Source organism: Pseudoxanthomonas sp. GW835-FHT14C01, from assembly GCF_058793715.1.
Window position 1 is genome coordinate 1368675 of record NZ_JBXAGB010000002.1, and the last position, 20980, is coordinate 1389654.

At 60.1% G+C, this 20980-nt stretch carries 26 protein-coding genes; 11 read left to right on the plus strand and 15 right to left on the minus strand.

The window, feature by feature from the left end; genetic code table 11:
- Positions 1-37: 37 nt before the first annotated feature.
- Both AC1Q5B_RS13175 and AC1Q5B_RS13180 read right to left on the minus strand, forming a co-directional pair.
- Positions 38-184, minus strand: a complete 147-nt coding sequence (locus AC1Q5B_RS13175; RefSeq protein WP_492632047.1) for a hypothetical protein — start codon at positions 182-184, stop codon at positions 38-40.
- Positions 185-359: 175 nt separating this feature from the next.
- A complete protein-coding gene (locus AC1Q5B_RS13180) occupies positions 360-1055 on the minus strand; it encodes a Crp/Fnr family transcriptional regulator (protein ID WP_198147000.1) in 696 nt (231 codons plus the stop codon).
- A 787-nt stretch (positions 1056-1842) separates the two neighbouring features.
- On the opposite strand from AC1Q5B_RS13180, the gene AC1Q5B_RS13185 reads away from it, so the two are divergent.
- From AC1Q5B_RS13185 to AC1Q5B_RS13205, 5 genes are all read left to right on the plus strand, one after another.
- Positions 1843-2376 carry a hypothetical protein gene (locus tag AC1Q5B_RS13185; protein ID WP_062351764.1) on the plus strand — a complete coding sequence of 178 codons (534 nt, stop codon included), beginning with the start codon at positions 1843-1845 and terminating at the stop codon, positions 2374-2376.
- Positions 2377-2599: 223 nt separating this feature from the next.
- Entirely contained in the window at positions 2600-2893 is a 294-nt protein-coding gene (locus tag AC1Q5B_RS13190) for a hypothetical protein (RefSeq protein ID WP_157074073.1), read from the plus strand.
- Positions 2893-3498, plus strand: a complete 606-nt coding sequence (locus AC1Q5B_RS13195; RefSeq protein ID WP_083537682.1) for a DNA-3-methyladenine glycosylase — start codon at positions 2893-2895, stop codon at positions 3496-3498. Before AC1Q5B_RS13190 ends, AC1Q5B_RS13195 begins: the two co-directional genes overlap by 1 nt.
- Positions 3499-3586: 88 nt before the next feature.
- Complete coding sequence (locus AC1Q5B_RS13200) at positions 3587-3925, plus strand: hypothetical protein (protein WP_157074074.1); 339 nt, start codon at positions 3587-3589, stop codon at positions 3923-3925.
- 14 nt (positions 3926-3939) lie between these two features.
- On the plus strand, positions 3940-4623 hold the full coding sequence (locus tag AC1Q5B_RS13205; protein WP_062351768.1) for a YoaK family protein: 684 nt from the start codon (positions 3940-3942) through the stop codon (positions 4621-4623).
- A gap of 293 nt (positions 4624-4916) precedes the next feature.
- On the opposite strand, the gene AC1Q5B_RS13210 is transcribed toward AC1Q5B_RS13205, so the two are convergent.
- From AC1Q5B_RS13210 to AC1Q5B_RS13220, 3 genes are all read right to left on the minus strand, one after another.
- On the minus strand, positions 4917-5270 hold the full coding sequence (locus AC1Q5B_RS13210) for a helix-turn-helix transcriptional regulator (protein ID WP_083537683.1): 354 nt from the start codon (positions 5268-5270) through the stop codon (positions 4917-4919).
- A gap of 12 nt (positions 5271-5282) precedes the next feature.
- Entirely contained in the window at positions 5283-5636 is a 354-nt protein-coding gene (locus tag AC1Q5B_RS13215) for a hypothetical protein (RefSeq protein WP_062352020.1), read from the minus strand.
- Between the two features lie 113 nt (positions 5637-5749).
- A complete protein-coding gene (locus AC1Q5B_RS13220) occupies positions 5750-8074 on the minus strand; it encodes a nitric-oxide reductase large subunit (protein WP_062351770.1) in 2325 nt (774 codons plus the stop codon).
- A 116-nt stretch (positions 8075-8190) separates the two neighbouring features.
- Between AC1Q5B_RS13220 and AC1Q5B_RS13225 the strand changes: the two genes are divergently transcribed.
- On the plus strand, positions 8191-8589 hold the full coding sequence (locus tag AC1Q5B_RS13225; RefSeq protein ID WP_062351773.1) for a SirB2 family protein: 399 nt from the start codon (positions 8191-8193) through the stop codon (positions 8587-8589).
- A 122-nt stretch (positions 8590-8711) separates the two neighbouring features.
- Here the strand turns inward: AC1Q5B_RS13225 and AC1Q5B_RS13230 are convergent, their stop codons facing one another.
- Together AC1Q5B_RS13230 and AC1Q5B_RS13235 are read right to left on the minus strand one after the other, a co-directional pair.
- Complete coding sequence (locus AC1Q5B_RS13230) at positions 8712-8900, minus strand: NapC/NirT family cytochrome c (RefSeq protein ID WP_407071467.1); 189 nt, start codon at positions 8898-8900, stop codon at positions 8712-8714.
- Between the two features lie 16 nt (positions 8901-8916).
- Complete coding sequence (locus AC1Q5B_RS13235) at positions 8917-9246, minus strand: NapC/NirT family cytochrome c (RefSeq protein WP_269746979.1); 330 nt, start codon at positions 9244-9246, stop codon at positions 8917-8919.
- Positions 9247-9365: 119 nt separating this feature from the next.
- Here AC1Q5B_RS13235 and AC1Q5B_RS13240 point away from each other — a divergent pair, with 119 nt between their 5' ends.
- Positions 9366-9626 carry a hypothetical protein gene (locus tag AC1Q5B_RS13240; RefSeq protein ID WP_157074075.1) on the plus strand — a complete coding sequence of 87 codons (261 nt, stop codon included), beginning with the start codon at positions 9366-9368 and terminating at the stop codon, positions 9624-9626.
- Here AC1Q5B_RS13240 and AC1Q5B_RS13245 read toward each other — a convergent pair.
- The 5 genes from AC1Q5B_RS13245 to AC1Q5B_RS13265 form a co-directional block, all read right to left on the minus strand.
- Positions 9586-10251 (minus strand): M23 family metallopeptidase, encoded by a 666-nt coding sequence (locus tag AC1Q5B_RS13245; RefSeq protein ID WP_083537685.1) that lies wholly within the window; start codon positions 10249-10251, stop codon positions 9586-9588. The two genes, AC1Q5B_RS13240 and AC1Q5B_RS13245, sit on opposite strands and share 41 nt — an antisense overlap.
- 2 nt (positions 10252-10253) lie before the next feature.
- On the minus strand, positions 10254-11210 hold the full coding sequence (locus AC1Q5B_RS13250; RefSeq protein ID WP_062351776.1) for a L,D-transpeptidase family protein: 957 nt from the start codon (positions 11208-11210) through the stop codon (positions 10254-10256).
- A 72-nt stretch (positions 11211-11282) separates the two neighbouring features.
- A complete protein-coding gene (locus AC1Q5B_RS13255; RefSeq protein ID WP_492632048.1) occupies positions 11283-13259 on the minus strand; it encodes a PAS domain-containing protein in 1977 nt (658 codons plus the stop codon).
- Entirely contained in the window at positions 13187-14083 is an 897-nt protein-coding gene (locus AC1Q5B_RS13260; protein ID WP_492632049.1) for a PAS domain-containing protein, read from the minus strand. The genes AC1Q5B_RS13255 and AC1Q5B_RS13260 overlap by 73 nt, the downstream gene beginning before the upstream one ends.
- Positions 14084-14244: 161 nt before the next feature.
- The gene (locus AC1Q5B_RS13265; protein ID WP_492632050.1) at positions 14245-15276 is read right to left on the minus strand and encodes a GMC oxidoreductase; all 1032 of its coding nucleotides are present in this window, start codon (positions 15274-15276) and stop codon (positions 14245-14247) included.
- 62 nt (positions 15277-15338) lie between these two features.
- On the opposite strand from AC1Q5B_RS13265, the gene AC1Q5B_RS13270 reads away from it, so the two are divergent.
- A protein-coding gene (locus tag AC1Q5B_RS13270; protein WP_229767007.1) for an IS3 family transposase occupies positions 15339-16489 on the plus strand; the annotation gives its coding sequence in 2 pieces (ribosomal slippage) (positions 15339-15585 and positions 15585-16489; 1152 coding nt in all).
- Here AC1Q5B_RS13270 and AC1Q5B_RS13275 read toward each other — a convergent pair.
- From AC1Q5B_RS13275 to AC1Q5B_RS13285, 3 genes are all read right to left on the minus strand, one after another.
- Positions 16445-17134, minus strand: a complete 690-nt coding sequence (locus AC1Q5B_RS13275) for a lycopene cyclase family protein (RefSeq protein ID WP_492632051.1) — start codon at positions 17132-17134, stop codon at positions 16445-16447. The two genes, AC1Q5B_RS13270 and AC1Q5B_RS13275, sit on opposite strands and share 45 nt — an antisense overlap.
- 86 nt (positions 17135-17220) lie before the next feature.
- On the minus strand, positions 17221-17523 hold the full coding sequence (locus AC1Q5B_RS13280; protein WP_492632052.1) for a hypothetical protein: 303 nt from the start codon (positions 17521-17523) through the stop codon (positions 17221-17223).
- A gap of 88 nt (positions 17524-17611) precedes the next feature.
- Positions 17612-17944, minus strand: a complete 333-nt coding sequence (locus tag AC1Q5B_RS13285; protein ID WP_062351782.1) for a hypothetical protein — start codon at positions 17942-17944, stop codon at positions 17612-17614.
- A gap of 108 nt (positions 17945-18052) precedes the next feature.
- Here AC1Q5B_RS13285 and AC1Q5B_RS13290 point away from each other — a divergent pair, with 108 nt between their 5' ends.
- The 3 genes from AC1Q5B_RS13290 to AC1Q5B_RS13300 all read left to right on the plus strand — a co-directional run bounded on the left by AC1Q5B_RS13290 (position 18053) and on the right by AC1Q5B_RS13300 (position 20512).
- A complete protein-coding gene (locus AC1Q5B_RS13290) occupies positions 18053-18817 on the plus strand; it encodes a histidine phosphatase family protein (RefSeq protein ID WP_492632053.1) in 765 nt (254 codons plus the stop codon).
- On the plus strand, positions 18814-19698 hold the full coding sequence (locus AC1Q5B_RS13295) for an NAD(P)H-hydrate dehydratase (RefSeq protein ID WP_062351786.1): 885 nt from the start codon (positions 18814-18816) through the stop codon (positions 19696-19698). The genes AC1Q5B_RS13290 and AC1Q5B_RS13295 overlap by 4 nt, the downstream gene beginning before the upstream one ends.
- Before the next feature lie 70 nt (positions 19699-19768).
- Positions 19769-20512 carry a response regulator transcription factor gene (locus tag AC1Q5B_RS13300; protein WP_062351788.1) on the plus strand — a complete coding sequence of 248 codons (744 nt, stop codon included), beginning with the start codon at positions 19769-19771 and terminating at the stop codon, positions 20510-20512.
- Positions 20513-20980 lie beyond the last annotated feature (468 nt).

Below are 20980 nucleotides of genomic sequence, written 5' to 3' on the forward strand. Positions count from 1 at the left end.
CGCTCATCGTCTAGTGTAGGGCATAAGCAAAATAGCCTTAGAGAGGGCGCACCCTAAGCAGGCCTGCCAGCAGGCGCTTGGCCAGGATGAAATAGTTATATAGATCAAACTCCGGCTCGGTCAAGGTGATCTTCCTTGCGCCAGGCAAGTTGGCGGCACTTCCGCAATAGTGCCAGCGATCCACATGAAGCCGATTCAGCCTCAGAACTGGGGAGGGAACAGACTCCGATCAGCTTCTCCATTGAGACGCTCGAAAAGGTCTACCACGTCGTCAAAGACGAATTGCTTCGGCGGGGCTTTGCCATCAAGAGTAGCCCACGGTATCGTCATGATCATCACGTGGTGAGGCGTTTGCATGCTCACGCCATGTCTCGTGCACCACCCTCGCACATGCGTCGAAGACGAGGAAGGTCTAGGTAGCGTACCCCTCGGCCCTCGACGGCGATCATGCCGGATGCCGCCAATTTCGTGAAACTTCGACTCACCGTCTCGATTACCAGACCTAGATAGTTGGCGATGTCCATGCGACTCATGGGCAACATAAGCCAATCTGGCACCCGCTCGGAGCGCGCCGTGCGATCGTGCAGGCTTACCAGGAACATGCCGACGCGATCCACTGCCCGTGGACGCGTCATCGAGGCGATGTGGTCCGAATCGTCGTGCACGCGCTGCAGGAGGGCGTGCATCACCCTCGACCTGACCGTACGCAGAATGCGTGGGTCCGCCATCAGATCGTCCAGCGAGAATGCGCAGACGCGTGTATCCGCCAGCGCAACGATCTCCAGGCAGCCCGATCCCGCACTTGAATTGGGAAGTGCAACCAATTCGCTGGGAAAATGGAACGCAAGTGTTGTTTCGTCGCCACCTGCGCTTAGGACCGAGGATTTCAGGGCGCCCTGAACCACGATATGGCTGCGAAGGGAGAGTTCACGCGATTGCAGGAGAGACGCGCCTTTTGGTATCTGCAGCTCCTCCCTCGATGGCAATGACGCAAGCTGCTCAGCCCAATGCCACGATGTGCCATGTGGGCTATGACGCAGCAACGGATGTCCCATCCTGCCCTCCATTTTGTACTAGACGATTAATCTGCGTGTGCAATTTCCTGCGCGTGCCGGATGCTAGACGCTGGCCCGACACTCATCAAGATCTCGTGATCGGGAGCCAAGCTGCACGACCATAACAGGCCTATGTCGATAAAGAGCCCCCCCTGCGGACGTCACCTACAATGGCAAACTTGCCCAACAACACCTAAGTGCAGGAACTGCTGCTGCAAGCCGTGGAAACCGAGCGCGTCGGCTTCAAGGTGTATGCGAGGAGAGCGGCACCCACAAATATGTGCTCACGCGCGTGTTTGAGGTCATAGGGATGGACATCGAGGCGACCCGCACGGAACGGGAGGTGGTCATCCACCATGGCGTGTCGCAGATGGCCGCCATCGAGAGGCCATTGCGAATGCGCATCCTGCGGCCGCGTAACGGGGACGGCCGAACGCATGGGGCTCGCGGAAACTAAGTGCTGCCAGAATTGAGAACCGTGCAAGATCGCGGACGCCGGCGACCCGAGCGGCAAGGCTCAAAGCCGTCTTCGATGCTGTGGCGCAGAACGAAGGCCACCACCTCTACCACCCCATGGACTGGGGCGAGCGTTGTGGATCCGGCGCCTGATCATGCTGTGTCGCCGCCGCCGGAGGCAATTCGCGACGCGGATACCGCGGTCGGCGCATCGCGTGCGGCTCCCGCGCGTGTTCTGCCGATGCCCAGCCCCCAAGTTGAGACCATTGCCGGATTCACATCGAATTGACGTCCTACCGCCTAGCGTCGGTTTACCGAAACGGAGCAGGCCATGAGTATTTTCTCCCCGCTGACCGGCGAAGTTTCCGACAGCAAAGTCGCGGCAATTTTTCGCGATGCGACGGGCGCGCGCAATGCGGCCGCGCGACTGACGGGTGACTTACATCTCACACCTGGTCGAGTGCGGGTCGTCACGCCAGGCGATGCGCACCTCGGTAGGCAATTGGAGCCAGAAAGCCACGGCATTTTCCGAACCATGTTGATTGCACACTACAAGATGGCCTTCGCTGGGCTGGTGGTCGGGATTTTGGCTTACGGCCTGTTACGCGGCGCTGGTATTGCCGCGGTAGTCAACTCCCCGGTCCTCTCGGCCGTGGTGATCGTCGCCTTCTTCGGCGTCTTCGGTGCCATGCTCGGGGGGCTCGTCACATTGCGCCCGGATCACTCGCCCTACGTGAACGCGGTCAAGAGCGCGCTGCGTGACGGCCGCTCAGCGGTCATCGTACATGCCATGGATACCGACCAACGCGACCGCGCCAGTGATGCCCTGACCAACGCCGGCGGCGAAACTATCAAGACGCTATAAAATGATGTAGCAAGCAGTATTTGGGTTATCTACAAGCGGTTTGTGTTCGTTTGGCAATGCTTCTGGTCTTTGATCGAAGTGAAGACAACGTCGACGCAGATAACTTGCGGAGGCTTAAACGGTGCTACCTCAGAAGGTCGCATTTCAGGGACATGGTCAGTTGACGACGTGTCCACGCGTGCATCCCTAGCGTGGCCGTGAATCTCGCTTAGGAAACTCATCGGTGACAGGCGACACTCCACTGCCCGCCAAATTCACCTGGCGCGACGAGGGCGCCCGCGTGGTGCTCACGATGGACCACGTGCCTTTGGCACAGGTTGAGCCGGCGGGTCACGCATGGGTGGTGCGAACCCTGACGCATCAGCTCGCGCCCATGGGCGATCCTCCTTCGCGTATTGCCGTCCCCTCCCTGCAGCGCGGAAAGGCCTGGCTCACGCGCTGGGCGCGGTGTCATCAGCAGGAGATCGCCGCAGTGATCGCGGCCCATCCCGCGACAGCGTCGTTCTCGGGGTCGTAATGGGCGTGCCGTTGCCCCGGGATTTCTATCAACGTGATCCTCGCGTGGTCGCCCCTGCCCTGCTTAATAAACTGGTCGTGGTCGCTGACGGCCGCGCAGGCCGTATCGTGGAAGTGGAGGCTTACTGTGGGGCCGCTGACCCCGCTGCGCACACCTACCGGGGGAAAACGCAACGCAACGCCACCATGTTCGGGCCGGCGGGCCATCTGTACGTGTACTTCAGCTATGGGATCCACTGGTGCGCCAATACGGTGTGCGGAGGTGTCGGAGAGGGGGTGGGCGTACTGTTGCGTGCCATTGAGCCGGTTCAGTGCGTGGATGCGATTCGCCAGGCTCGTGGCCACCTGCGAGGCGATCGAGAATTGGGAAGCGGCCCAGGGCGCCTGGCGCAGGCGCTAGGTATCACAGGCGAACTCAATGGTGCGGATCTTGTTGCTCGCGATCACGGTATCTGGTTAATGGATGATGGCGTTCCGCCGCCGGTTACCCCGGCCGCGACGCCGCGCATTGGCATATCCAAAGGCGTGGAGCATCCATGGCGCTGGCATGTGCCGGGCAACTTGCATGTCTCCAAGGTGCGCGCCGCTTATCAGCGTCGCACGTGATGTCTCTCAACCACCGCCGCGCCTGACGTTGACGCCACATCCACGGGCAATGCTCCACGTTCTTACAGCCTACCTCACGGAGACTGTCATGACCGTCAGCAACAAGCTGCCACCGGATTTCCGCTGGCAGGAAGATCGGGATGAGTTTACGCTCTTCCTTGATTCACACCCGCTAGTGAAGGTGGCTCCGGTCGGGTCGGGCTGGCGAGTGGATACCTTGCTGGAAGCACCCGGCATAGGCCTGCATCAAGTGGCGGTGCGACGGGCGGAATACGGTAGGAGCTGGGCCGCTCGTTGGGTGCTCCAGCGGCAGAGAGCTATCGCCGCCGCCTGCGGTCGTGAAGATCTGATCCCGCCCGTCGTGCCCGCCCCACCTCGCCGCACTTACGCTTGGCAAGCACCCAGCTGGGCTCGCGCCGCCGGTTGAGCACGCGATCTGGCATGTCCACCATCGACCGCAATTTCGTTACGGATGAGAGGGGGATATGGCCGGGCATCTGGCTACTAGCCTTCGCGGCTGGAGCCACTAACGCCGTCGGACTGATCAGCTTCCAGCACGAGGGCCTGACTCATCTCACGGGCAACACCTCGTTGCTAGGCATCTCACTGGCTCACGGTAGCCCGGCCGCAGCCATCCACTATTCGATGATGTTGGTCTCGTTCGTTACCGGTTGCGCCGTCACAGGACTGATCATGCGTGACAACGAGCTCAAGCTTGGCTGGCAGGAGGGGGCAGCCCTAGGTCTGTCGGCCGCCTTGCTCTCCTTTGCTCCGTTGCTGCTTGAGGGGGACAACTTCAGCGGCCTCTACTTGGCTTCAGGCGCCTGTGGACTGCAGAACTCCATCGTCACCGGTTACAGCGGCTCAGTGGTTCGAACCACGCATGTGTCCGGCATGTTCACGGACCTGGGCATCTTCCTCGGCCGTTCCTTGAGGGGCATACCCGCTAACCGCAGACGACTGGTCATGAGTTGCACCGTGATCTCAGGCTTTCTTTTGGGTGGCGTTGTCTGTGCCTTGGTGATCGATAGCCTGGAATACCGGGCACTGTGGATACCCGCGGGGATAGCAGCTTGCTTGGCGGCGCCCTGCTTGGTCGCCGAGTTCAAAACAAGGCTGCCCTAGGATTCGAGCCTTTAACGCTGGCGCCCGCTTGCTTTCCCTCGTCGGCGGGTATTCCGTGCCACGTAGCGAACGATGGTGTCAATAAATCGCCGTCCGACTCTTGATAGACCGCGGCGCAGGAAAAGTACTTCTCTGGCAGGTGGGCAGCGGACTCAACAACCCGACCTCGTAGTGGAACTTATACTGGCCATACGAGAACTTGACGGTAGGGATGACCTAGTCAAACAGTAGTCCTAGCTCCCTTAACATTCTAGTCAGAGTTCTTGACGGACTGCCGGCAAAGCACCCTCATTTCAGCCGCGGGCTAACTCGGTTAATAGCTGAGTGGCCAAGGCTTGCTGGCGCTCTGGCAGCCGCCTGAGCAACGTCAGACATCTTGCCTCAAATTCACTCTTGGCTTGCTCGGATAGCAGAGTGGGCCGCTGCCCCCGCCGACGTGCATGCTGTGTGCCTCGGCCCGTAGCCAGCCATTCAAATCGCACGCCAGTGAGTTCGGCAATTTCGCTCAGGTGCTCAATTCTTGGATGAGTGCCACCATCCAAACGCTCCCACTGCGCTACTGCACTGCGATTAATACCCAAATGCTCTGCCAATTGGGACTGGGTCAGTGATGCCTCTGATCGGGCGCTCTGGATCCGAGCAGCCATACACGTTTTCACTTATGGTCCCTTGGGCATCGGCAAGCACTCCATGATCTCAACACTGTTGCCTGAAAAAATGGAAAAGTGCGGATGATTCTCGAACATTTTGGCCGCCGCCTCGTGCGACTCTGCCTCAACAATCGTATACGCCGTAATCCTGTTTTCGGTATTGGAGATGCCGCCCACCGAGGCGCAAATTGTTCTGCCGACAGGAGAGCCATGATCAACGATAGCAGACGCATGCTCCACTACCCAAGCCCCCCAAGCTTCCATGCCGCGGCGATTTCTCGTTTCATCATTGTCTACCTCGCCGCGCTCGTTCTTCTGGTGCCCTGACAAAGATCCGATGTAGATAGCAAGGTACTTGCTCATCGACTGCTCCAGCAACGTAATGATTGCTTGAAAAGATCCTTCTTGAACCACTGACCGCACGACAGATTGTAGTTGTCTGCCGAGCGGCCGGTCTGCGCCGTTCGTTCTGTTCGTCAAGGCCTTCCATCAGTCCTTTCTGTTACGCCGGGGACGTCCAGCGGCTCCGGGGATACCCAGAGCCTCAAGACGAACCACGCCAGCGCTACGGCTCCCACGCTGAAAATGACATCGCCCGGCACCCGCATCCAAACCAGCATCTCCACGATCGGCTTTTGCATAAACTCGGCTGATCGAGCGTAGGAATAACCATGTTCTATAGCGGCAAGTAGCTGCAGCGTCCCCAGGGGCAACAGGGTAAGCACAGCCATCAGTGCCAACCCAATATTCAAGCACCAGAAGGCGGCTTTTAATGCGCCTGTGTTCCATCGCATTTGACCTCGCAAACCGCGCAAGCAGAACAACACTAGCGCGATACCCAGCATGCCGTATACGCCAAACAGGGCGGTATGACCATGCAACGGAGTCAAATTCAGACCCTGCATGTAGTAAAGCGAGAGCGGCGGGTTAATCAAGAACCCGAACAAGCCCGCGCCGACCAAGTTCCAGAACGATACCGCGATGAAAAAAAGGATAGGCCAGCGATAGCGATCCATCCATGGCGTCGCCTTACCCATACGATAGGTGTGGTAGGCCTCAAAACCCAAATAGGCCAAGGGGACGACCTCCAACGCGCTGAAGCTTGCGCCGAGGGCCACCACAGCGGTGGGCGTACCGACGAAGTACAGGTGATGCAAGGTGCCCAAGACGCCACCAGACATGAAGATGATGGTGGCGAACATCACCGCCGTTGTGGCGGACTTCGGACCGACCAGACCCAGCTTGACGAAGATCAGCGCCATCACTGCGGCCGCAAAGACTTCGAAGAAGCCCTCTACCCACAGATGGACCAGCCACCACCGCCAATACTCCACTTCGGAGATGTGGGTGTGTTCGTTCCACATCAGTGCCGAAGCGAAGAACAGGCCGATACACACGGTAGACAAAAACAGGAGGCCCACTACGGTGCGTGTCTCGGTTTTGGGGCCACGCAACACCGGCCATAGCGCCCGACCTACTAGCACTAGCCAAAGCAGCAGACCGATAAACAGATACCACTGCCAGAACCGCCCCATGTCGGCGTATTCCCAACCTTGGTGGCCAAACCAGAAGTTGTGTTCCAGCCCGAGCTTTTGCATTACTGCCAGCCACTGCCCAGTGAAGGAGCCCACGACAATGATCAAAAGCGAGAAAAAGAGGAAGTTCACGCCCAATCGCTGGAACTTCGGTTCGTGCCCGGACAATGCTGGTGAGATATATAGGCCTGTTGCCAGCCATGCCACCGCGATCCATAGCACTGCTAACTGGGTGTGCCATGTACGTGTAATGGAATAGGGCAAGACATCGGATAGCGCGTAGCCGTACGCCACCTGCCCTTCTACTTGATAATGCGCTGTGATGGCACCCAACAAGATTTGCAGTAGGAACAGGGCCAGCACTACCCAGAAATATTTAGCCGTTGCGCGCATGGACGGCGTGATCCGCAGCGTCGCTAACGGATCTACAGCCGGTAGCGCCGGCTCGTCCTCGTCCCGAGTACGCGCGTGATGCCAACCCAGCAACGCGATACCAGCAATCAGAAACAGCACACTAAAGGCGGACCAGACCCACAGGGAGGGTGGCGGGCGGTTGCCGATCAGCGGTTCGCTGGGCCAGTTGTTTGTATACGTTACACGTTGGGGCGACACCCCCGCCTGCACCGGCGCAATCGATTCCCCAGCAGGACCGGGGCGCTCCGTACCAGCCCCCCATGCGGTCCACCAGAAGAATGCTGTCATGGCTTTACGGTGGGTTTCATTGGGCACCGTATCGTTCTTCATCGCATACGCTTCCCGAAGCGCCACCGTCTCGGGATCGTTGCCGAACAAGCTCACGTAATGGGCGGCGACCTTCGCCATCGCATCAGCCCTGACGTCGGGGACCGTGATGACACGCGTTTTGGGATCAAAGGTGTTTGATCTAATCAATGGCTCCAGGCGGGCTCTTAGCATGCCCTGCTGCTCTGGAGGTAATTCCCGGTAAGTGGCCGCACCTGCTGCAGGGGCCCAAGCATCGAGAATCGCGACCGCTTCCCTGTGCAGCCAGTCAGCGCTCCAATCGGGTGCTACATAGCCCCCATGCCCCCAAATGGAGCCCAGTTGCATGCCGCCCATGGACTGCCAGACCTGGCGGCCCCGCTCGATGTCTGCGCGTGTATAAAGCTCTCGGCCATCCTCCGCCACCACCCGCTCGGGGATAGGGGGCGCTGTTCTGAAGATCTCGGTTCCTGCCCACAGCAGTACGGCAAAGGACACGACCAGCAGCGTGCCTAGTCCCAGCCAAAGCTTCTTGGTGGCGTCCATGTTCACTCCTTGGTGATGATGGCTCTCACTATCCTGCGCAAAGTTCGTAAAATCATTGTGAATTCATGCTGCACGCGCACATGGTTTCCCCTCATTTGCGTACGAGGATTCGCTCAATGGTCCACTACTACTTGCAGATCAAAGCCGCCCACATCTTCTTAGGGGTAATGGTCGGTGCTTTTTTCTTGGCTTCATTTGTAGCCGCTTCTAGACCCTCTCTGGCAAACGTGCGTGCACTCATGAAGTATCTCAGTTGGACGGTCGATCTCACTTTGCTGACGGCAGCACTGATGCTACTTACCATCTTGCCAGCTGCAATGTATTCAAATGGCTGGCTCATCGTAAAGATGGTGGCTTTGGCCTTCTTTGTTGCATGTCGGCAATTCATGATCAGTGATCAGCCACCGGGCTTACCGCGATGGGGCTGGTTCCTACTGGGCGCGATCGTGCTTGGGTATGCATACAGCGTTGCTCGCGCCCATCATCCCCTCGGCTTTTTTTCGGATCTAAAGTAATGGGTATGATTGCTATTGCCGCTCTGCAGCAAGAGCTAACGCTTTCGCAGCTCATGCGCAAAAGATGATTTTGGTTATGTGCCGCGTGCGCGGTTGAGTCCTCCCACTATGCCGCCTTAGCCCTACGGTACACCTGTCATGTTCCGCAATTGAAGCGCAACGCTCTTGCGGGCAGTCGATGCAGGCTTCTTGCCGGCGCCGAGCCATAGCTCGTGCTGGGCGGCACGTGATCCCTGGCGGGTCAGGTCCATCGAATCGTGGTCGTGGCAGTTACGGCACTCGAGTGAATCGTTGGCCTCCGCCGGTTCCACTCGTGCGGGGCCACGATCAGACGCTTGTCGAGGAACTTCTCGCGTGTGTTAATGGTGCCGAAGATCCTGCCCCCAGACCTCTTTTGAGGCTTGCATCTTGCGCAAACTTGCCGGTCCAGTTGTGCGGCACTTGGCAGTCGGGACAGGTGCCGCGCACGCCCGAGCGATTGGCGTACTGGATGGCGGTCTTAAGTTCCTCGAATGCCTGGTCCTGCACCTCGTGGCAGCTAGTGCAGAACGCTTCCGTATTGGTCGCCTCCAACGCCGTATTGAAGCCGCCCCAGAAGATTACGCCCGCCACGAAGCCGAGGCCGAATTGCGGCTCGGCAGTCGCAGCGTGCTCCATTACGCGCCCCGACATCAGCCGTAGGTGAAATCGTTGTCCGGAAGCAGCAAGGGCTGCTACGGATACATTCTCTCCCCACCTTGCCGTTACGACGTGGGATGCCAGGTCCCCAAGCCGGCATGGAAAAGGCACGCTATCTCTACCAAGGCCTACACGTGCGCGGGTTTGACCTAGGGAGTGGCGTGGCGTTTCTACGCATTGTGGTCCACGAGGCCGACGGCTCCGATGGCAGAATCAAGTCTGCTGATTATTTCCTGCCATTTTGCGTCATGAACCAACTTGGCCCGAGCATCAAGGATTTCCTGTTCAAAGCTCAAGATCCGGGCCAAAGCACGCGCCTCAATAAGGTCGAGGATTCGTCAGCAGTGGATAGGGATTGATCGCCTGCCCCTCCCACCATCGCTTTTCGGGGCCAAGCAGGAACACGGCAAAATGCAGGTGCGGAGCTTGGGGGCTGGCGTTTCCCGTCGAGCCTACATAGCCGATCACCTGCCCTCGCTTGATCTGCTGCTGCTCCACCAGGTTTGGGGCATAAGACTGCAAGTGGGCGTAGTAGTACGCCACACGCCCGGAAGGCTCGAACTGATAGATCGTCAACCCGCCCCGCTCGCTGGTGAACAACTTTTCGATATGGCCGGCCGCCACAGCCACCACAGGTGTGCCCGCAGGGGCCATGATGTCGATGGCATCGTGCGATCGACCCTCACTCCGGGCATCGGTGAACGTATCAGTCAGCCCTTCTGCTACGACACCCTGCACTGGCATCTGAAGGGAGTTGACGTCCCCCTCGGAGGATTGCGTTTCAGATTCGCGAGCCGCCAGTAGCGATCGATCCGGCACGAGGGCAGGTGACTTTGGCGCAGCAGGTAGCGTGGGTGAGATGGCTTCCCGTCCCGATTGGGCCGCTTCAACGGGCCGTCCGTGCGGCGTTGGCCTGATGCTCACGCCCGGCCACACAAGGACCGCGAGGATGATCAACACCACCAGGCCAAGCACGTACTTCACGGCTAGTCCTGCATACGGACAGGGGTGGAAGGTGCAACAGCCGCAGCCACCCGCTTAACGTCCCAGTTGGTCAAACGCACGCAGCCGTGGGACTGGACTTTACCTATGCTAGCGGGCACCGGAGTACCATGCAGACCGTAATGCGGTTTGGAGAGGTCAATCCAATGCGTGCCCACGGGATTGTTAGGGCCCGCGGCAATCTTGGCCTTGGCATGGGAAGGATCGGCGTCCCAGAACAACTCCGGGTTGTAGTGGAATGTCGGATTCACCGCGGTGCCGACGATCTTCCATTCCCCCAGCGGCAACGGATCCTTTTCGCTGCCCGAGGAGACGGGAAACTGGGCTAACACTTTGCCTCCGGCATCGACTAAGGCCAGCGTGGAATCGGACTTGTCGACCACCACTTTGGCCGCCTTTGGCAAGGGGGCGACGTCACCGACATTGGGAACCCATAGATTGGTACCTGCCTTGGAAAAATCCGCCCCAGGATTTAGCTGCTTGAGCAGCGCGGGCGCGACATGAAACCGCTCACCCAAGGCTTCTTCGATGGACTCGTATCCCAAGGCCAGCAGCTTGGATTGAGCCATCATGTCTTGGGGGACTTTGCCATAAGGGCCGCCCACGTCGTCTGCTGTCACCGTGTAACTGACCACCGCAGCGGGCGCGCCTTCGTTGAGCGCGGTCCAGGTCGCTTGGTCCAGTTCGCCGGTGACAGGTAGACCTTGGGCCTGCTGATACCCTCGAAGCGCACGTGCTTGATTGGATCCGGCTTGACCGTCGATTTCCCCTGGCGAAAAGTTAGCGCGATCCAACAGCACTTGGGCGCGCAGAAGCCCTGCCACGCCCGTGCTGGTGGCGCTGTTGTTTGCCATGTCCGCCATAGGACGGCTGGGCTCGGCGGCCATTGCAGAAAAGGACATGCCGATCAGGCATGCGGCTGATATTCGTAGAAGGACCATGCTTCACTCCGGCTGGTTTTGGACATCGTCCGGTAGCCGGTGTCTAAGCCATGTCGAGAGCCCTTCGAGGGGTTAACTCCTCCCTTCCAGCACGTCCCGCACCCGCGTGGCCAACTCTTGCACGGTAAAGGGTTTGACGATCAGGTGAACGCCCGGGTCCAGCACCCCATTATGCACGACGGCATTTCGGCTATAGCCGGTGGTAAACAACACCTTCAGATGCGGCCACCTTCGGCAAGCCTCATCAGCCAGCTTGCGTCCATTCGTGACAGGCATGACCACGTCGGTGAACAGTAGGCTGACCCCCGGTTCGGTCTCCAGAATTTGCAGTGCGGCCGCTGCACTGTCCGCCTCCAGGACGTGGTAGCCAAGCGCAGTGAGCGCGTCCACGGAAAACTGCCTGACCGCCGGCTCATCCTCGACCACCAAGACAACTTCCTGACTTTCGCCACGCGGCAGCGGATTGGAAACCACCGACGTGCCGGCATCAGTACCTGCACCTTGCAGTCGCGGCAGATACACCTTGATCGTCGTGCCGCTGCCCAACTCGGAATAGATCTTGACGTGCCCACCGCTCTGCTTGACGAAGCCGTACACCTGCGACAATCCAAGCCCAGTTCCCTGCCCCACCTCCTTGGTGGTGAAGAAGGGATCGAAGGCTTTCTCAATAACCTCGGCCGGCATGCCACTTCCGGTATCCGAAACACATATCAGCACGTACTGGCCTGCGTTAATGCCCGCGTGATCTGCCGCGTAGGTATGGTCGAGATAGCAGTTGGCGGTTTCGACCGTCAGGCGCCCACCCTCGGGCATGGCGTCACGGGCGTTGACGGCCAGATTGAGAATCACGTTCTCCAACTGATTGGGATCGGCTTTGGTGCGCCACAATCCGCCGGAGAGAACGGTTTCCAACTGCACACTACTGCCCAGCGCATGACTGATCAGGTCGGACATGCCGGCCACCAACTTGTTGGCATCCAGCGACTCAGGACGCAGGGGCTGCTGACGGGAGAAGGCGAGCAGACGCTGGGTGAGCTGGGCTGCGCGTCGGGAAGCCTCCATTGCCATGTCTACATAGCGTTTCGCCCGTGCATCGTCAGGATTGATGCGATCACTCAGTAGATCCAGCGGTCCAATGATCGCGGCCAGCATATTATTGAAATCATGCGCGATGCCCCCGGTCAGTTGCCCCACCGCCTCCATCTTCTGGCTCTGACGAAGGGCATCTTCCATCTTCGCCCGCTCGGCCACTTCCTCTTGGACGCGCGATTCAAGCTGGTTGTTGAGCTGGAGCAGCTGGGTCTCAATATCCTTCTTCGCCGTTATGTCGATCGCGACACCCACCACCCGCACACACCGATCGCCTTCAAAGACGCCTCGGCCTTTGGCCGCCACCCAGCGGATAACGCGGTCTTCCTTACCTACGGTGCGGTACTCCACATCGTAGAGGGCGCGCTCGTCCGGATCGGCAGCGTTGGCAAATGCTTCCTCGATCTTTTCGCTGTCTTCAGGGTGCAGGCCGGCATAAAAGTCAGCCAGAGAAACCGGAGCGTCGGCGGAGATGCCGAACATCGCCTTGGTACGTGCCGGCCAGATGAGCACATCATGGACCAGATCCACGTCCCAGAAGCCGATTCCAGAGGCTTCGGTCGCCAAGCGCAGACGCTCTTCACTTTCGGCCAAAGCACTCTTTGTCGCGCGGCGCTCGCTTAGATCGAGCATGGCGCCGATCATGCGCAAGGCCGCGCCGCCGGGACCGCGTAATACGGTGCCCCGATCCAAGATGTCAGCGTAGGTACCGTCGGCGCGGGCGAAGCGATATTCAGCCGACCACGCTTCGCCCCCCTGCTCGATCACCGCATGGATGCTGTCATCGATGCGCTGGCGATCCTGGGGATGGATGTGCTCTAGCCACCATTGAGCCGAACTCTCGTTGATCGGGTGGCCAAAGAGCGTGGTAATGGCCTCGTTCCAGATCACATGGCCATCAGCCATCTGCCAATCCCAGATGGCATCGTTGGTCGCACGAGCTGCCAGTCGATAACGCACTGAGTTTCCCGGTGCTGAGCCTCGGCAGTTTTCCGATCCGTGATATCCAGCGAAGCCCCGATCAGACCAACGACCTGACCTTGAGCATCCAGCAGCGGTGCTTTGGTCGAAAGCCAGAACGCACGACGACCATCGGGGAAGCTAACTTCTTCCTCCAATTGCTCGGCCAGGCCGGTGGACATGATCCGCTCATCGGCTCCCATGACGGCAGCGGCTTGCTCGGGATCTTCCAATAACTCGGCATCGGTTTTTCCGATGTACTCGCCAGGTGGTTTGCCAATCAGTTCGGTGGTGCCGCGATTACCTATAAGCAAGCGCCCTTGTCGATCCTTGGCATACACCACGCCGGGTACCGCTTCGACGAAGGTGTTCAGTAGACTCTCGGCGTGATCGCGCTCCTGCTGAAACCGCCGCTTTTCATCGATATCGATCAAGATCCCGGGAAAGCTGCTGGCTTTGCCTTGGCTATCAAGATTGATCCAACCCACCGCTTCCACCCAACGCCAATGGCCATTGGCGGTTTTGATGCGGTACTGGTGGCTGTAGCGACCACCGACTTGCATTGCCAGTGCAATGGCCGATTTCAACGCGTCCTGGTCATCCGGATGTACCGCCGCAATCAGATCGCTTAAGTTCACTGTCCCCTGCGGCGGTTCGTGGGGTAGACCGAAAGCTAGTGCCAAGGCCGCATCGACTGTCACTTGATCGGTCTTGACGTCCCATTGCCACGTCCCTAACACCGCGCCAGCCGCCAAGGCCATTTTGCCGCGCTCGTTTTCCATGCGGTCTGCGGCCGCATCCATCGCAGAGGCTGAGGTCATCATCTAAGTTTGATCCACGAAAGTTACGTTCACACGCGTTCTTCCGAGGCTGTAAGCCTGGAGACCGATATCGCGTTGACGGACCTAGTCTATCCGAGGACGACCGCAGACGATCGGCCACAGGCGGCGCCCGGGCCTAGCATCCTGAGAGTGGTCCACGGAGCCTAGAGCAAAGCATGAAGATGGTCAGACAACCGCAATGCCATGGCCACCAGCGTGAAGGTAGGAAAGGCCCAGCCACCTGTGGGAAACACCGAGCTGCCGGCGATATGCACGTTGTCTAATCCGTAGACGCGTGCCTGCACGTCGACTACCCCTTCGTTGGGGGAGCGGGCCATGCGGGTGGTCCCCATATGATGCGCGGTCCCGTAAAGGGCGGCCGGTTCGCTCCTTGCTTCCGACAGCCACGGCGCGATCTGGAACTGGCCTTCACTGGCCTTAGCGAGTGCATCGCCAAAGAGGGTGGCTGCGCAGCGATACGTGTGCCAATCCAGCGGCGTCAGGCGCCAGTCCAGCTCCACGCGCCGCTGCCCCATCGCATCCAGCTCCTGGCTTAAGCGCACGCGGCTATCCGGGTTGGGCGCTTGCTCGAAGTATCCGACGACATCCACGCGCTCGGTCGCCACCGGATAGCGGCCATGACGCTTGCGTTGCCACGCGCGCATCACATGGGTGGGATGCCGTGCCACAGTGGCAAGCGCGTTGACTTGCGCACGCAGCGACAGGGAGGGACGTGTGTCAGACACGGTTGGCTGCGCCGATGCTAATGGTCCGTGGATGGCCATCGATTCATCGTGGGAGGGTGCGCGCAAGGCACGCCGGAAGTTGCGCAACGCCTGCAAACCCGCAGGCACCGGCCCTTCCACGGCAAACGGCCGTACGCGCGCATTGAGTAGGCGATACGACCTCAAGGCGCGTTCTGACAAGCAGAGTTCGGGAAAGCACGGCCTTGCACCCTTGCCGCCCGTTCGATCATAGGGCCGCGTTATCGACTCGGGACTTGGTGTGTGCAAAACGCCCCACCGGCACGAGGGATGCTCCATGAAGTAGCGGCCGACCAGATCCCTCTCATTACCTAAGCCGTGGGGTGCCACCGTGTTGGACAACAGCAGCAAGCGCGCGTTTTCAACTCCTCCCCCAGCCAACACGAAATACTTGGCGGCCACTGTGCACGTCTGGCCCGAGGGCACGCGCATGGACCGGCCAGCCTTTCGTAGACATCCGGTTGCCATAATTCATGGCAATGACCGAGGTGTTTATGGGCAACAGCAAGCAGTACACGGATGAGTTCCGTGCCGAAGCGGTGAAGCAGGTGATCGAGCGTGGCTTCACGGTCGTGGATGTCGCCTCCCGGATCGGGATTCCCAAGCACACGTTGTATGGCTGGGTGCAGGCGGCCAAGAAGACGGTACCGGCCCCTGGAGCCACGGTTGCGCCGAGCGACTCGGCCGAGATCCGACGGCTCAAGGCTGAGCTGCGGCGGGTGACCGAGGAGCGCGACATCCTAAAAAAAGCCGCCGCGTACTTTGCCAAGGGGTAAGGGCGAAGTACGCGTTCATGCGCGCGCACGCCCGGGAGTTCCGCTTGGTGGCGATGTGCCGGGTGCTTGGCGTGCAGCGCAGCGGCTACTACGCCTGGCTGCGCCATGGCGCCAGCGCTCGTGAGCGCGAAGATCAGCGTCTGCTGGGGCTGATCAAGCACCACTGGCTGGCCAGCGGCACGGTGTATGGCTATCGCAAGATCACCCTGGACCTGCGCGAGGCCGGCGAGCAATGCAGTCGGCACCGCGTCTTGCGGTTGATGAGGGCAGAAGGTCTGCGTGCCCAAGTCGGCTATGGCCGCAAGCCGCGTCATCGCGGCGGCCCGGCGGGCGTGGTGGCCAACGTGCTCAACCGGGACTTCGGGCCACAGGCACCGAACAAGGTCTGGGTCACGGACATCACCTACATCCGGACCTACGAGGGCTGGCTGTTCCTGGCGGCGGTGATGGACCTGTATTCGCGCCAGATCGTGGGTTGGGCAACCGCTTCGACGATGACCAGCGATCTGGTGCTGCAGGCACTGGTGGCGGCGGCTTGGCGGCGCAAGCCCGGTCCTGGCGTGATGGTGCACTCCGACCAGGGCTGTCAGTTCACCAGCAGCGATTGGCAGTCGTTCCTGAAAGCGCACCGGATGGTGCCGAGCATGAGCCGACGCGGGAACTGCCACGACAACGCCGTGGCCGAGAGTTTCTTCAGCGTCTTGAAGAAGGAGCGGATCAAGCGGCGGATCTACCCGACACGCGCCATGGCGGCATCGGACGTGTTTGACTACATCGAGATGTTCTACAACCCGATCCGCCGGCATGGTTCCGCTGGCGGACTGTCACCGGTAGAGTTTGAAAGGCGCTACGCGCAGAGCGGCGACTGAGTGTCTACAGAACTCTGGCCGGTCCAGCACCGTGAGCGTATCTACGTGATCCGCGGCGGAGCTGGCATCCAAACACAGCGCGTAGGTATGCAGCAGCACCTGGAGATTGGAGGCCCGCGCTAGTTGGCCACCAAACACTTCACCGAAGTACGTCGGACTGCGTACAAAATGAAGGTGCTGCAGATCTCCATTACCCAAGCTGGCGCAGGCCAAATCCTCGCCCGAGGCGAAGGAGCCCTCGCGCAAGTGGTGGGGATCGATGCCAAAGACTTCGCACGCTTGCAAATAATGCGGACGTAGCTGATCAAAACTTAATGGCCAGCCGCTATGCGGCACCCAGTCCCGGGTTGCGAAATCTGCTCCGCCCATCGGTATACAACCCCCGCCCCACACATGGCTGGTGCCCCCCAAGGCGCTCACGCGGCTTCGCAGCAGGTCCACACCGGCTTGGCCTATCGATATGTCCTCGCGCTCGGCCTGGCCGGTGAACTCAGGACGAGACCCACCGGCTTCGACCAGGCATACACGAACATGAGTACCGAGCCATCGACGCGCCATGCTGATCCCAGCAGGTCCGGCCCCTACGATGCACACGTCGGCCTCGATGTTCGTGGGCACCGTCCCCGTCCGGGCATCCAAGATCATGCGTATCGTTCCGATCGCAGTGAGCCGGCAACGCAGTAGCACGTAGAAGCAGGGATCCCCGCCATAGCGCCCTCAGGAAAGGTCACCTATTTCTTCACTGACGTGTGCGACAGACCTGAACGGCCAGCAGTGCCCGCCGTACTCAGGTAGGCCGTTTTTGCCCCCACCGCAGCAGGGCGCGTGGACGCACCGTAAGTGAAGTCCACATCCAATCTTCGCGCCAGTGCGGCTAACCGCCTGACGATGCCCGATCGTGCTCCCATGGGCGCCTTGGCATAGACCGATTGCCATAACGCGGAAACGAACGCAGTCGGATCGCCGATATCGGCGCCTCCGCGAACCAGATTTTCCGCATCTGCCAAGCGGTCTTCGATTTGCTGGGCACTCATCATGGCTGCGCACGCTATGCCCGCAGACGTGAATGCGTTGTATGGGCGCCGCGTAGCACCCCCAGGTGAGTCCGTCACAGCTGCTGCATCAAGGCAACTGCTCAAACCAAAAAGCGTAAGGCGTATTCTTGACGAGATAGCGGTTGTAGTCCTTGGCCACGTCGGTCCACCAGACGGGCCCCCGCTCCCCCAGCGCCACCTTGGCCGCTTGCACGCCGGCCCGAGCGCTCGCCAATGCGGAGGAATCACCGCTGCGCTGAGCGGCCTTGACAGCGCGGCGCGCCTGCATCAATGCATCGGTCAGTCGCTGTCGCACTGGCATTGCCAGCACCGGTTTCGTTGCGCGCCAGAGTCGCTGGCCAATGATGATGTATCGCCCGTCAGGGGTGTGAAGTGGATGGGATGGGGCTGGATGATTCACCGTCGCGATTTCCAGAACATATCGACTGCCACAGCCTATCTCGGCGCCCCATGCGCAGCTCGTTAACAAGCCGCTCGCTAAGGTTCTGGCTACTGCAGGAGGAGCCGGATGCCGCGACTTCAACATACCGATTGGCCTGAGCGGCTATGGATCGTCCGTCATGGACAAAGCGCGGGCAACGTGGCACGCGATGCGGCCGAGCTCAGCGGTGCCAGCCTCATCGATCTTGAGCATCGTGATGCCGACACGCCGTTATCTGCGCTGGGTGAACGCCAGGCACAAGCGCTTGCCGATTGGTTTAACACGCTCAATCTTAGCCAACGCCCCACCCACTTCATGAGCTCGCCCTTCGTTCGGGCGCGTCAGACGTGCGAGGCGGTAGCTCAAGCGCTGAAGGCAGACGTGGACGATATCCATGTCGATGAGCGACTGCGGGAAAAAGAGTTCGGGATCTTGGATCGATATACGGTCCAAGGCATCCGGCAGCAGTTCCCAGCCTTGGCTGAACAACGTGCCTTGGTGGGCAAGTTCTATTTTCGGCCCCCGGGTGGCGAAAGTTGGTGCGATGTCATCCTGCGCCTGCGTAGCGTGGTGGAGGTGTTGCGCCGGGATCACGTGGGCGAGCGGGTGGTGATCGTCGCTCACCAAGTGATCGTGAATTGCTTTCGCTATCTGCTTGAGTGCCTGGATGAGAAAGCCATTCTGGACATCGACAAACTGGCGGACGTACCGAACTGCTCTGTCACCGAGTACGGGTTTGGCTCTGACGATGGGCAACGTTTCGGGCTGATTCGGGCCAACTACGTTCCGGATCAGTTGGCGGCCACCGCTGAGGTCACCGTGGCTGCCGACACACCGGCAGGACCCAAATGAGCGCAGGCATCGCCACTGAGACCGATCAGGCGTTGCTCCAGACGTGGCCCCTACCCTCTCCTGAAGGCAGTCAAAGCAAAGAGGACCGCGGTCGCGTGCTGGTTATTGCCGGATCCCTGCACGTGCCCGGCGCTGCGTTGCTGTCGGGTGAGGCCGCCTTGCGTGCCGGCGCCGGCAAGTTGGCCGTTGGCGTGCCCCAAGACATCGCATTGCCGGTAGGGCTGGCGCTGCCAGAAGCAAAAGTACTGCCGCTTCCTAAAACGGCGGCTGGCTCCAGCACCAGCAGCAGCGCGCTGGAGCACACGGCGGCGCGAGCCGATGGGGTCCTGCTGGGTCCCGGCATGGAGGACACGCAGTCACTGCGCTCGATGGTGAAGCGACTGAGCCCGATCCTGGACTGCCCGTTGGTCGCTGATGCCGGCGCAATCGCCGGCTTCCATCAGCCGCATGCCCTGCGCCACTGTCCTATCCTGACCCCGCATGCCGGGGAGATGGCTTCCTTGCTCGATGTCGACATTGAGCAGGTCCATACTCGCGGCGCCGAGATCGCACTCCAAGTCGCTGCAAACCTCAATGTGCTGGTAGTGCTCAAGGGGCCCGTCACGTGGATTGCGGCCGCTGACGGTCGCTTGTGGGTGCACCGGGGAGGTTGCACGGGGCTGGGAACCTCGGGCTCGGGGGATGTACTGGCCGGCCTGATCGTTGGATTGATTGCTCGAGGTGCCTCGGTCGAACAAGCCAGTGCCTGGGGCGTGTGGCTTCATGGACGAGCTGGTGAGCTCCTGAGTTCTGAAATCGGTAGCGTGGGGTTCCTGGCGCGTGAATTGGCCGCATGGGTTCCCAAGCTGTTGGACGAAGTCGCAGGTGCCGACGCTCATTGAGCCCGCTGTCTTCACGATGTGTTGACAGCCCCTTCGGCATTTTCACCAAACTGAATAGTGAAGGTGAGCTATGCCAAGTTCCGGGGTCGTTTTGTTGGTGGAAGACAATCGCGCACTGGTCCAAACCGTGGGCGGCTACCTCGAGTCGCGGTCCTTTGACGTGGATTACGCCATGGACGGATTGGAGGGTTACCGCCTGGCCAGTGAGAACCGGTACGACGCCATCGTGCTGGACGGTAACTTGCCGCGGATGGATGGCCTGGAAGTGGTCAAACGCCTGCGAGAAATCGATCGCATGGGCACCCCCATCATCATGGTGACCGCTCGGGACACGTTGGAAGACAAGATTGCAGGGCTGGAACAAGGGGTCGACGACTACCTGACCAAGCCATTCTCCGCCCAGGAGTTGGAGGCGCGATTAAAGGCCGTGATCCGGCGCAACCGCAAGGAACTGTGCGGCCAGGTGCTGCAGGTGGCGGACCTGACCCTGGATCCGATGAGTCAACAGGTGCGCCGCGCGGGCAAACCGATCGCCATCGCGTCTGTAGGCATGAAGCTGTTGCAGATCCTGATGCGCGAATCACCGCGTGTGGTCAGCCGGCGAGAAATCGAACGCGAGATCTGGGGGGATGAGCTGCCCGATTCGGATGTGCTTCGCAGCCATCTCTACAACCTGCGCCGTGCCATCGACCGGGACTTCAGTCCGGCGCTGTTGCAAACGGTCAAGCAGGCTGGCTACCGACTGGCGGATCTGGACGGTCCTGATCAAGACAATGACGAGGTATCTGAAGCCAGGACTGCCACCAGCGCATAGTCGGGCTCCATTCTCCCACTCGCTTCCGCCAGGCGGCCTCAGTACGCCGGTCGCCCCTTAAGTTGACCCCCCGATATTCGGGCCTGGGCTCGCGGAACAAATCTTGCATCGCAGAAGCGACGCCAGCGCCTCGTGCCCCGATGACACCAGACAGGGGCTCCCTTTTTTTTTACAGCAGAACGCCGCTGATTAGCGGCGCTGATCCTGTCACGTCCTCCAGGCAAGTGCCTCCGATACGCATATCGGTCTTGTCGTGGCCGGTATGAAGGAGGGGCCGGAATTGTGGATCGGATCGCCAATGGGCACCAGCATGAAAGCGGATCATTCGCACCGGTGCATTAGCCGCTGGACTTCTTGCGCGCAGGCGCTTTCTTTGCCGCCTTGGTGGGTTCGACGTCCCCCCGCTTTCAGTAGCGGAACCATTTGGAGTCCGGGGTTACTGTAGCTGAGCTTCTGCCAATTGCTTTG

What these genes read in the sequence shown, in the direction of transcription:
- AC1Q5B_RS13180 (WP_198147000.1), bottom strand. Translation starts at nt 1,055, where the DNA reads ATGGGACATCCGTTGCTGCGTCATAGCCCACATGGCACATCGTGGCAT.
- AC1Q5B_RS13185 (WP_062351764.1), top strand. Translation starts at nt 1,843, where the DNA reads ATGAGTATTTTCTCCCCGCTGACCGGCGAAGTTTCCGACAGCAAAGTC.
- AC1Q5B_RS13195 (WP_083537682.1), top strand. Translation starts at nt 2,893, where the DNA reads ATGGGCGTGCCGTTGCCCCGGGATTTCTATCAACGTGATCCTCGCGTG.
- AC1Q5B_RS13200 (WP_157074074.1), top strand. Translation starts at nt 3,587, where the DNA reads ATGACCGTCAGCAACAAGCTGCCACCGGATTTCCGCTGGCAGGAAGAT.
- AC1Q5B_RS13205 (WP_062351768.1), top strand. Translation starts at nt 3,940, where the DNA reads ATGTCCACCATCGACCGCAATTTCGTTACGGATGAGAGGGGGATATGG.
- AC1Q5B_RS13210 (WP_083537683.1), bottom strand. Translation starts at nt 5,270, where the DNA reads ATGGCTGCTCGGATCCAGAGCGCCCGATCAGAGGCATCACTGACCCAG.
- AC1Q5B_RS13215 (WP_062352020.1), bottom strand. Translation starts at nt 5,636, where the DNA reads ATGAGCAAGTACCTTGCTATCTACATCGGATCTTTGTCAGGGCACCAG.
- AC1Q5B_RS13220 (WP_062351770.1), bottom strand. Translation starts at nt 8,074, where the DNA reads ATGGACGCCACCAAGAAGCTTTGGCTGGGACTAGGCACGCTGCTGGTC.
- AC1Q5B_RS13225 (WP_062351773.1), top strand. Translation starts at nt 8,191, where the DNA reads ATGGTCCACTACTACTTGCAGATCAAAGCCGCCCACATCTTCTTAGGG.
- AC1Q5B_RS13235 (WP_269746979.1), bottom strand. Translation starts at nt 9,246, where the DNA reads ATGGAGCACGCTGCGACTGCCGAGCCGCAATTCGGCCTCGGCTTCGTG.
- AC1Q5B_RS13240 (WP_157074075.1), top strand. Translation starts at nt 9,366, where the DNA reads ATGGAAAAGGCACGCTATCTCTACCAAGGCCTACACGTGCGCGGGTTT.
- AC1Q5B_RS13250 (WP_062351776.1), bottom strand. Translation starts at nt 11,210, where the DNA reads ATGGTCCTTCTACGAATATCAGCCGCATGCCTGATCGGCATGTCCTTT.
- AC1Q5B_RS13260 (WP_492632049.1), bottom strand. Translation starts at nt 14,083, where the DNA reads ATGATGACCTCAGCCTCTGCGATGGATGCGGCCGCAGACCGCATGGAA.
- AC1Q5B_RS13265 (WP_492632050.1), bottom strand. Translation starts at nt 15,276, where the DNA reads ATGCGCGTGCCCTCGGGCCAGACGTGCACAGTGGCCGCCAAGTATTTC.
- AC1Q5B_RS13275 (WP_492632051.1), bottom strand. Translation starts at nt 17,134, where the DNA reads ATGATCTTGGATGCCCGGACGGGGACGGTGCCCACGAACATCGAGGCC.
- AC1Q5B_RS13280 (WP_492632052.1), bottom strand. Translation starts at nt 17,523, where the DNA reads ATGAGTGCCCAGCAAATCGAAGACCGCTTGGCAGATGCGGAAAATCTG.
- AC1Q5B_RS13290 (WP_492632053.1), top strand. Translation starts at nt 18,053, where the DNA reads ATGCCGCGACTTCAACATACCGATTGGCCTGAGCGGCTATGGATCGTC.
- AC1Q5B_RS13295 (WP_062351786.1), top strand. Translation starts at nt 18,814, where the DNA reads ATGAGCGCAGGCATCGCCACTGAGACCGATCAGGCGTTGCTCCAGACG.
- AC1Q5B_RS13300 (WP_062351788.1), top strand. Translation starts at nt 19,769, where the DNA reads ATGCCAAGTTCCGGGGTCGTTTTGTTGGTGGAAGACAATCGCGCACTG.